The organism is Rheinheimera sp. SA_1 (assembly GCF_001669775.1).
In the GTDB taxonomy this organism is placed as follows: Bacteria; Pseudomonadota; Gammaproteobacteria; order Enterobacterales; family Alteromonadaceae; genus Pararheinheimera.
Window position 1 is genome coordinate 495,467 of sequence record NZ_LXWK01000017.1, and the last position, 9,629, is coordinate 505,095.

Annotated in this window: 7 protein-coding genes; 3 read left to right on the forward strand and 4 right to left on the reverse strand. The window is 47.7% G+C overall.

Going from position 1 to position 9,629, the window contains the following annotated elements:
* Positions 1-132 precede the first annotated feature (132 nt).
* Positions 133-2,790, forward strand: coding sequence for an AAA family ATPase (locus tag A5320_RS17730; RefSeq protein WP_068068048.1), 2,658 nt, complete (start codon positions 133-135; stop codon positions 2,788-2,790).
* A 315-nt stretch (positions 2,791-3,105) separates the two neighbouring features.
* Positions 3,106-7,074, forward strand: a complete 3,969-nt coding sequence (locus A5320_RS17735; protein ID WP_068068050.1) for an NACHT domain-containing protein — start codon at positions 3,106-3,108, stop codon at positions 7,072-7,074.
* Between the two features lie 135 nt (positions 7,075-7,209).
* On the opposite strand, the gene A5320_RS17740 is transcribed toward A5320_RS17735, so the two are convergent.
* The 4 genes from A5320_RS17740 to A5320_RS22170 all read right to left on the reverse strand — a co-directional run bounded on the left by A5320_RS17740 (position 7,210) and on the right by A5320_RS22170 (position 9,073).
* Complete coding sequence (locus tag A5320_RS17740; protein ID WP_068068216.1) at positions 7,210-7,866, reverse strand: hypothetical protein; 657 nt, start codon at positions 7,864-7,866, stop codon at positions 7,210-7,212.
* A 44-nt stretch (positions 7,867-7,910) separates the two neighbouring features.
* A complete protein-coding gene (locus A5320_RS17745; RefSeq protein ID WP_068068053.1) occupies positions 7,911-8,210 on the reverse strand; it encodes a hypothetical protein in 300 nt (99 codons plus the stop codon).
* Positions 8,211-8,273: 63 nt separating this feature from the next.
* Entirely contained in the window at positions 8,274-8,534 is a 261-nt protein-coding gene (locus A5320_RS17750; protein WP_068068058.1) for a hypothetical protein, read from the reverse strand.
* A gap of 365 nt (positions 8,535-8,899) precedes the next feature.
* Positions 8,900-9,073: a hypothetical protein gene (locus A5320_RS22170; RefSeq protein WP_197490164.1), complete on the reverse strand. Its 174-nt coding sequence runs from the start codon at positions 9,071-9,073 to the stop codon at positions 8,900-8,902.
* A gap of 133 nt (positions 9,074-9,206) precedes the next feature.
* On the opposite strand from A5320_RS22170, the gene A5320_RS17755 reads away from it, so the two are divergent.
* Positions 9,207-9,545, forward strand: a complete 339-nt coding sequence (locus A5320_RS17755) for a helix-turn-helix domain-containing protein (protein ID WP_068068063.1) — start codon at positions 9,207-9,209, stop codon at positions 9,543-9,545.
* Positions 9,546-9,629: the final 84 nt, after the last annotated feature.

A 9,629-nucleotide genomic window follows, 5' to 3' on the forward strand; every position in this document is an offset into this window, starting at 1 on the left:
TGTTTGATCGTTCATTGTGATAAAACCTGAGCCACTCAACTGAGAGAGGTGTCTGGATAGAATTTATATTGTGCTGTAAACGTCCGTTACGATACTCTAACAATAGATACCGCCATTCAAAAGGGAGAGGGCATGGCATCTGCTAGGCAGGATTTTGAAAGCTTTGTTCGCTGGCTATACCACCCTGAGAGGCAAGTTCCCAGTGACGTTCGCCGCTTGGCTACTTTGGCCCTTGCTAACTTTGACGAATTAGCTGGAACTTCGCGACAACGAAGTCAGCGTTCCACATTTCTCGTCAATGTAATGCGGCGGGAGCTTGCTGGCGTAGCTGAGGTGCCCCCACCCGACATTGCTGAAGCAAACGCCGGTGTTTGGTCTTGGAACAGGTTGCGTCACCTGACACTCGGTCCATTTCGGGGATTCCGTGCACCTGAACCTTTCGACCTAACAAAGCAGATCATTCTATTCTACGGCCCCAATGGTAGTGGGAAAACCAGCCTTTGCGAAGGATTAGAATATGCCCTTCTTGGAGATGTCGAAGAGGCCGGAAGCAAACGCATTGCGGCTAGGACGTATCTAGCAAATATCCACGATAGACGATTCGATCCACCAGTGCTAAAGGCATCAGATCACCAAGGTCGTGAAGTGGACGTTGTTGCCAACCTAGACACCTATCGCTTCTGCTTCATTGAAAAAAACCGAATCGATGCATTCTCGAGAATCGCTGCCCGACCGAGTGCACATCGAGCTGAACTGATTGCCACGCTATTTGGTATGGATCAGTTCAATGAGTTCGTAAGAAACTTCAACGAAAGCATAGATGGACAACTTGTCTTGAGCAGCGAGCAACAGAATGCCTTGACACTTCGCCGTAACGCGTTGGCAGCAGACCGAGCAACCGTTGAAGGTGCCGCTGCCTCCCTTCAAGTATTGGACGAAGAGGAATCTTCTCTGGCGATGGAGTACGCAGTTGACCTTACATACCAAGCTCTCAAGAGCTTGATAGGTACTGCTGATGCTCCGGCTCGTCTCCAAGAACTTGATGATATTTTGGGGGCGATTCCACCGAATGTTCTTGGCATCACGCGTCAAGGCCTCCAGGACGCTTTTGCTGAGGCACATCAATGCTCCGAAGAGCTTGATGCAGTCATCAATGCTCTTCACGCCAAAAGCGACCAGGTTTCCTTCAAGACACTCTACAACTCTGTTCTCGCCTTACAGCAGACCATTGGAGATCGTTGCCCCGCGTGCGACACGCCGCTCACAGGTGTTGTCGTAGATCCGTTTGGGAAAGCAACCGATGGCTTGCAGAAGCTTGGAGAGCTGGGTGCCCTTCAAGATAAACACCAAACCATCGAGGTAAAACTGGGTCAGGCATCGCGCGCGTTACGGCAGATGCTAACCTCACTCTGCGCATTTGTAACCGCTCATCAAGAAGAGGAAACAGCAATCGGTCGCTGGGTATTGCAACTTCCTGCCGAGCCTGTCGGACGATGGTGGACAGATATCTACCCCCAGACGCCCGCAGGTCCGCACGGATTGCCTTCACTTGAAGATATTCTCGCCTTTGTAGACCGCATGGTTGCTCAAGACGATGCGTCACGGAGGGCTCAGAGAGAACGACAACCACACATCGACGAGCGTCGGCGACTCAACGAGTTTCAACTAAAGGTCCAAGCGCAAGATCTCAAGCGGCAACAACTGCAAGCGGATATTGAAGCAGCGCGTAACCGCATCAAAGCTTTCGACGAAACAAATGCTGGTTTGACCGCGCAAGCGGATCAGGAAGCACTAGATATCGCCCGCGACACACCTTACAAGGCTGCCTATGACAGATTTCTTGAAGCCTTGAGGTCTTATAGAGATCAGCTTCCCGGTCAGCTATTGGCTGGCCTAAACGAAGCCGCCAAAGATCTCTATAACGCTTTCAATCGTAATGATCGCGAAGAAGACAAGCTATCAGCGCTGTATCTGCCTTTAACCGGCGATGATAAGATCGAAATCTGCTTTCAGGGCAATCCTGATGTTCGCGTCGATGCACTTCATGTTCTTAGTGAGGGGCATATTCGCTGTCTCGGACTGGCAATCCTGATGACCAAAGCGAAGAGCATCGGCTGTCCAGTTATCGTCTTCGATGATGCCATCAACGCGATCGACCATGACCATAGAGGTGGAATCCGAGAGGCTATTTTTGAAAGCGACCACTTCACTAACACCCAATTGATCGTCACCTGTCATAGCAACGAGTTTATAAAAGATATCCAACAACATCTACCTGCTCAGCGTAGGAATGGGTGCCAGGTCTACCTGCTCAGGCATCACGATGGCAACTATCAACCGAGAGTGACCGGCAACATATCGAGCGCGAACTACATCGCAAAAGCCAGAGCAGCAAGAGAAGCGCTGAACGACCGAGATGCGTTGGCGGCGTCCCGCCAAGCCTTGGAGATGCTGAGCGAGAAAACTTGGCGCTGGCTTGGAAGTCATGATCTTGGTGTGCTAAATCTTATGCTCGCTGGCGTCGGTGCCGAGCCCGGATTGAGAAACTTATGCGAAGCATTGGTCAAGAAATTGCGAGATTCCCAGACCTTTAATCACGCGAACAAGGAACCTCTTCTTATTGCATATAGCCGTGTTTTGGGTATTCCAGCCAACAATCTTGTCTGGACCTATCTCAACAAAGGTACTCATGAGGAGGCAGACCGCGATGACTTTGACGGGGAACTTGTGGAGTCCGTTGTCCAAACTCTTGAAGATCTGGACCGCCTCGATCTGCGAGCTCGGCGCTAGCAGTCGTTGCTACTCGCGTTGTCTCTACTGGGCAAAGCAATTAACTTCGATAAAAGGCTAATGCAGCGAACTGAGCCAGAGCCTAAAGCTTATGAGTACTGCCGGATAGCACGGTTTTGACGCGGACGCCCAGATTGTTATGGCGAGCTTTTCTTACATGGGCCATGTGAGTATTCTCTAGGTTTAGCGACAAGGTGTATGAAGCCAGTGACTTTGCACTTTGGCGGTTCGAGTATTGTTCCGAATAGCCACTCCGTCTTAAGCATCTGGTTCTGAGGCGTCAGTGAACGGGCTAACCTAAATGGAAATTTCTGGATGAAGAAGCAGGCTATGGGAAAGGAATCTCCTTTTATCTCGCGTGTCCTTCGGCACCAAGATGGGTGCCACGGCCACATTAATGATAATGAGCTTGATCCGAGTCAAGCCCCAATCGTGATACTGGGCGAAGCTGGAATGGGGAAAAGCCGCTTGCTCACTCAACTGGCCACGAAGGAAGGTTGGGACATCGTGCGAGCCGACGAGATCGTTCTGACTAACAACTGTGCCTCGACAGTCTGGCTGATCGATGCACTAGACGAAACAGCAGACACTACCGCTGACAAAGCATTGAAGGTGGTGTTGCAGGAACTGAAAAGAAGTAACTGCTCATCCTTCATTATATCCTGCCGCACCTCGGATTGGTCGCACGCAAAACATGCAAGCTGGATCCGAGCCGTCTGCGGCAAAGAACCCGCAGTGCTACACCTGCAACCATTCGATGACGAAGGTATCCATGCATTTTTGCGTGTACACCTTAATTCAGAGCAAATTATCAAGCTCCAGTCACACCTCGAGCGCTTCGGCCTTACCCGCTGGCTTGACAACCCGCACACACTGAAACTAATTGCCGAAAGTGCTGCGCATGGCAAACTCCCCCGCAATCGCTCCGAACTGTTCCAACACGCAGTGAGACAATTGGTGAGCGAACATAATGACCTAAAGGAAAACAACGCGTTCGCTCTTAAGGATGCTTTCGAGTTGGCAGGAGCTGTTTGTGCAGCACTTCTGCTTACCGGCCACACAGCTATTTCTCTTGAGATAGAACCTACCCGAGTTACCGATTTTCCGATCGTCGAACTTAAGCAAATACCAAACGGCAATAGGATCAAAGATTTGCTGGGCACTCGCCTCTTCAGGGCGCTAGACAATAATCGCTTCGAATGCATCCACCGTAGCATCGCCGAATACCTGGCTGCTTACTGGCTGACATGCGAACCCCTGCCAGGCAGAAATCAGCGACGATTGCTTGCAATTTTCCATCAGAATGACATCGTGCCTTCTGGCCTACGTGGTGTGCACGCATGGTTGTGCATGAGTCCGATACTGGCCCAAAGAGTGATATGTATGGATCCAGCAGGCGTCGTTGAGCACGCGGACTTGGCCAGACTTAAGCCAGAATCAGCTACGCTGCTACTAAAGCAATTAGAAGAGTGCTATTCGAGTAATCCAATGGCACTTTCGTGGTGGCGTCCCAGCGCCGCCGTTGAACTGACCAGAAAAGGCCAGATGGGCAAACTTGTAAACATCGGCGCAGATCGAAGTAAGCCAGTGCATCTGCGCCTACTTGTTCTTGAATCCCTAGAGGCAACGGCGGAGCTTGAACAGTTCAAAAAACTCTTGTTGGATCTCATGCTCGATAGCACCGATGTTTATGCCGTCCGTCGAGCAGCAGTACAGGCATTGCTTGACCTCTTATCAGGAGGTGAGTTCCTTGAGTGCATTCGCGCTTTGCACGAATTTGCAGACTTGGACTCCGTCAGGCTAGCCTTCGACCTTGCTTGCTTGGTCAATTTCGACGGTGTCGAAGATAAACTACTTGCCACTCTAATAATTAGCTGTTCACATCAGAACGAACGCTTCGGTGAGCTGGATAAGTTCGCTCCGCTGAAGTCTAACTTCCCGGCGTCGCGATGCCCTTCACTGTTGAGTTATCTGATCGACCAGGCGCCCCAAGAGCCTTTCTGTACCGAGCGCTATACCCAGCAAGATCAAGAATTTCGGGAACTGCTTATTGCCCTGACTTTGGCGGCGATGACAGACAAGACGCTATCTCCGGCTCAAGCTTGGTGTGTGTTCAGCTTCCTCTGTTCAGGTTCTTTGTACCAATATTTGGACCTCGCCATCACTGAACGTCTGTTCATAGATCACACCTTTTACCAAGCAGTTCAACAATATGTGATGTTCGACTGCGCAGATGGCGGGAGCCTTGTCCAACGGTATGAGCGATTGCAAGAGATCGGACTTTATTGCTCGGAAAGCGACGTGATCGCGATGCTGGCGAGACTGGACGCCGACAATCTAAAGGACGAGCGCTGGAAGACTCTGGTAAGCCTCGTGCATCATGATAGCGAGAGTGGTGTGCAATTGCGCTCCGCCGCACTAAGCTTTGCTGGCAGCCATCCACAAAGGCTGGCTTGGGTAAGTAACATCGAACTGGACTTCCATCGGCAAGCACATCGGGAACAACAACGCCGCGAAAACCAGGCTCGCGCGGAACAACAGCGTCAGGATGACACTGCTCTGCTGAATGAGTTCAAAGCTGCAATGGCTGCTATAAGCAAAGGCGATCATCGGTACCTAACGAGACTGGCGCAAACCTACCTACGCAGATCCCGCCGCAGCCTTGATGAAGGGGCAGGAAATGACGCTTTCATGCAGTGGGTAGGGGATGAATTGGCAGCAGCAGTTTTCGACGGTTTCGAAAACTACCTACGAAATATTCAAGGACGCCTATCGTTTGAAGCGATCAGCCAATACTTCGCCCGATTAAGTCAGTGCGAATGCAACGACCAGGATATGGCAGAGCTTTCCGCAGAGATCATCTTGGCTGCAGCAATCGAGCATATGCGTGCCCGAAGTTCTTTGGCATGCTTAGCGGACGAAGCTCTGTTTGCTATCTTTCTTTCAACTAAACATCTCTTCTTCAAGACACCCGATAAGCTGGAAATACTGGTGTACAAGACTCTAAACGAACGCAAACTTCTGATGAAGGCTATAAAGCTCTGGTTCGAACCTCACCTCTTTATCGGCGAGAACATCCCGCAGCTTTACCCAGATGACTTGGAGCTCTATAAGCAAACGGAAAAAATTCTGACGAAACTTGCAAGCAACTGGCTAGAGTGCCAACCTGACCTGCCCGAGCACTCTCAGCACTGGTGCTTGCAGCATCTTGCTTTCAATGAGCCAGACACACTTCCTCGTGCTCTGCGGCATTGGGGGCCCGAAAATTCTCGTCCCATGCCGTTATTCATTGAAGCTGTGCAACTCATAGTGAACTTTGAGGAAATGTCGGTACTTCTCAACAGCACTCCCGTGCCCCCTGAACTATTGCTGGCACTTAGAGAGTTTCAGATGCTCACACCCAGTGTGGCCACCACCATCTGGATTATCGAAAAATTCCGGAATTACTATCCAAAGAGATACTGGGTTAAAGGCAACCTGATCGATGAAGACTGGTCGAGTCAGCAAAGCGAATACTTACAACTCCTGATCTTTCAGCTAAGCGAGCAGCAAACCCTTGAAGCACAATCGGCCATGGACTTTCTGTGCGAAGCCCCCCGTGATAGTTACACCGATTACCTGTGTGAACGCCGCGCCTTGCAACGCCAAAACGGCCAGAGACAGGCATATCAGCCCCTCATGTTAGAAGCGCTGCTGGCAATTAAGTATGACGAACCACCGCGTACAGGGGCAGATTTGCAGGCTTTTATCCTCGAACAACTGGAAGATATACAGAGACGAATCAAGAATGACGAGCTCAACTCTTGGAGTTTTTTTTACAAGGACGACGGAAAAACTCCACAACGAGAAGAACATTGCCGAGATCGCCTGATTATTATGTTTGAACATACAACGGCAGATATCCGATTCTATCCCGAAAGACGCGTAGTTGACCAAAAACGCGTAGACATTATGTGCGAGACCATGGGTATCACACTGCCCATCGAAATCAAGCACGCCTGGAACGGGAGTTTGTGGGACGCGGCCGACCAGCAGCTCGATGACAGCTACGTCAACTTCCATAGTGGTTCGGACCTGGGCATCTACCTTGTGCTGTGGTTTGGCGAACAATCCAAGAAACCTCGCCGTCCAGCAGATGGAAGCCAGCCCCCCAGCTCCCCGGAGCAGCTTAAGACGATGCTGGAAGAGCGTAGCAAAGCTGCCAAGAGCGGACGCGTGACAGTAGTGGTGATGGATATGACGCGCAGCCAGCGCGCGAAGTTACCCGTAAAATTACATCCATAGCGCATAAGTAAGGTATAACTTACTTTTTGTAATGTTTGTGCTCAAAATCCATACCGAGTGCAGAATTCAATAGGTATGAGACGTGAAGCAAATCAAGACGTTTGACTTGCTTGGTTGCTTCACTGAATTTTTTAACTAAATCAAATCTTTAACCTTTTTAGCTTTATCCAATTTTTTTATATCATTAGTCCAAGAAACAGTCCGATTAAGCCGTTTTAGGTTTTCTATCAAGGTAGTGATATCGTCAGCATTACCGTCTGCATATAAGTAAAGCTTCCTGAGAGTCTTTTCTCTTGGCTTATGGCCTTCAGGCAAGGCTTTGTCGCCCAGCAATATAGTTTTCTCCTCTTCTTCAACAATCTCTTTTGGTAACTTACCCGATATTTCTGACCAAGATTCACGAAGTTTTTTTATCTTCGACTGCAAGGGCAAAGCTTGAGGAATAGAGCTATTCAGTCCTTGAAAAAAGCTTTCGAAATCGAATTTGTTGTTTGGATTACCGTTTTCAATTAGCAGCTCCTTCTTAAACCAGTCCTTAACATAGTCTTCAAGGTATAAATAAAACTGCCCTTTATAGTGATTCCCATACAGCTTCAGCTTCACCATTCTTTGAGTGTTTCTCATGAAAATGAATAACTGATCTTTTGTTGATTCATCTTCTGAATCAAAGAACATCATAAAAAGGAACTTTCCACGCCCATTATTTAATTCAAATACAATAGTCGGCTCATTTCGTTGAATAGCTTCGGCGAAAACACCTCTTAACCCTGATAGCTCATATCTGTCATCCATATACACCTCTACTTGAACTGTGCAAAAACATTTGATAAAGGTGATTATTGAAACCACCGCTCATACAGAATTCCATTACATCGGGCGGCTATATTTCCGAAAAACCAGAACTTTAAGCTCAAAGCCAATAGCAACACCCCCAAAAGGAGACCATCCAGAGTGATTCCCACTTTATTAGATATTTTTATTGTCTCCGGGACTACATCGCTAAGCACCAGGCCCAAGAATCCTGCAATAAAAAATGCTGCGGCACCCATGATCGCCACAGCCCAGTCAGCCAAATCGGAAAATTTTTCTTTCTTACCCTTAGTGATTTTTAATACTACACCGTCGAAAATACGCATGAACAAGTCCTTAAAAATATGATACGCAATAAACTTTTAACACAACCTTGGAGTTATCTAACTTCAACCAAATGTGTACTCTCTCCAGGGAATTTGACTGACGTGTATGTTGACTAAAAAATTAGTAATATCTCTCCGGCCTCTATATGAGGCAACACCACGCTGGTCCTGAGCCATAAGAACAATGGGCATGTGCGGGAAAAGCGGCATAAATGAAGATATTGCCTCTTCACTCTGATGTGGAGAATCTAAAACATGCTTTTTCACCACAACAATAGCAAAAGTTACACCTTGTTCTTTGATAACAGCGCCTTGGAATTTCATTATTTTACCTCGACTAAGTCTGCAAACTAATTTGAAAAAAGTGCCAAGACTACCTCAACACTTCTGATACCTAACTGCACTAATGTGGCATTGAGCGCCAGTGCGAACACACGTTTTCCCATCGCCCGAAACGGAAGCGAGGGTAAGTGGTTACATGAACAACTTTTAGTTTATTCATAGCTTTCCTCCAAATAATGGGGAGGTAACTCTTGTTATGTGATGCAACTCAATATATTCTCAAGGCTGTCTAGGCGCTTTCGGAATATCCTGATTGGGATGAGACCTCCGGTAGTGTTCCCATAGAGTTTGCATTCTCGGCGTACTCTATACACATCACAAAAATAGGTATTGGCTAACGCCAATACCTATTTTTCTTTTCGAACCCCTTTAAATGGGGATTTGTCCGATGTCTTAACATCCATAAACTGACCTGTTTCTGTATCTCGTTTAACCCAATGCCCGCTAGGTGTTTGGGTTTGAGATCTTCCTGTTACAGCTCCGTGACGGCGGTCATCGCCCGATTTACCATTAGTTGCCATACATATATCCTCACATTTCGTTAGATTAATCCTAACAATGTAAGCCTATTGCGTAAAATATACCTTGTCAAGATCTTTCCGTATGGTAATGTTAGATATATCATACGGCGCATTTTTATAGGGAGAGAACATCATGTCGCTAGCTGAAAGATTGAGATTACTAAGAGCGGATAAAAAGGCTTCCCTGCAGACGGTAGCGGACGCCGTTGGAATATCTAAGCCTCACGTTTGGGAGTTAGAGAAGGGAAAAACTCAAAACCCATCGTTTGAGTTGCTTAAAAGCTTTGCCGATTATTATGGTGTCACATTAGATCACTTGGCAGGAAATGAAGCAGGAAATTCCCGTTCCCAAAAATTAAATGCTATGTTTAGAAAAATTGATCAAGAAAATGCTTCAGAAGAGGATTTAAAAGTGATAGAACAGGCCATAGAAATGGCGTTATCACTGATAAAAAGTCATAAACAAGGATAGTATGCTCGCACTTGATTTAATGGAACTGGCTGACTGCTTTACACCTGAAGAGCTAACCAAAAGTATATTTAAGCAATGTCCTCA

What these genes read in the sequence shown, in the direction of transcription:
- A5320_RS17730 (WP_068068048.1), top strand. Translation starts at nt 133, where the DNA reads ATGGCATCTGCTAGGCAGGATTTTGAAAGCTTTGTTCGCTGGCTATAC.
- A5320_RS17750 (WP_068068058.1), bottom strand. Translation starts at nt 8,534, where the DNA reads ATGAAATTCCAAGGCGCTGTTATCAAAGAACAAGGTGTAACTTTTGCT.
- A5320_RS17740 (WP_068068216.1), bottom strand. Translation starts at nt 7,866, where the DNA reads ATGGATGACAGATATGAGCTATCAGGGTTAAGAGGTGTTTTCGCCGAA.
- A5320_RS17755 (WP_068068063.1), top strand. Translation starts at nt 9,207, where the DNA reads ATGTCGCTAGCTGAAAGATTGAGATTACTAAGAGCGGATAAAAAGGCT.
- A5320_RS22170 (WP_197490164.1), bottom strand. Translation starts at nt 9,073, where the DNA reads ATGGCAACTAATGGTAAATCGGGCGATGACCGCCGTCACGGAGCTGTA.
- A5320_RS17745 (WP_068068053.1), bottom strand. Translation starts at nt 8,210, where the DNA reads ATGCGTATTTTCGACGGTGTAGTATTAAAAATCACTAAGGGTAAGAAA.
- A5320_RS17735 (WP_068068050.1), top strand. Translation starts at nt 3,106, where the DNA reads ATGAAGAAGCAGGCTATGGGAAAGGAATCTCCTTTTATCTCGCGTGTC.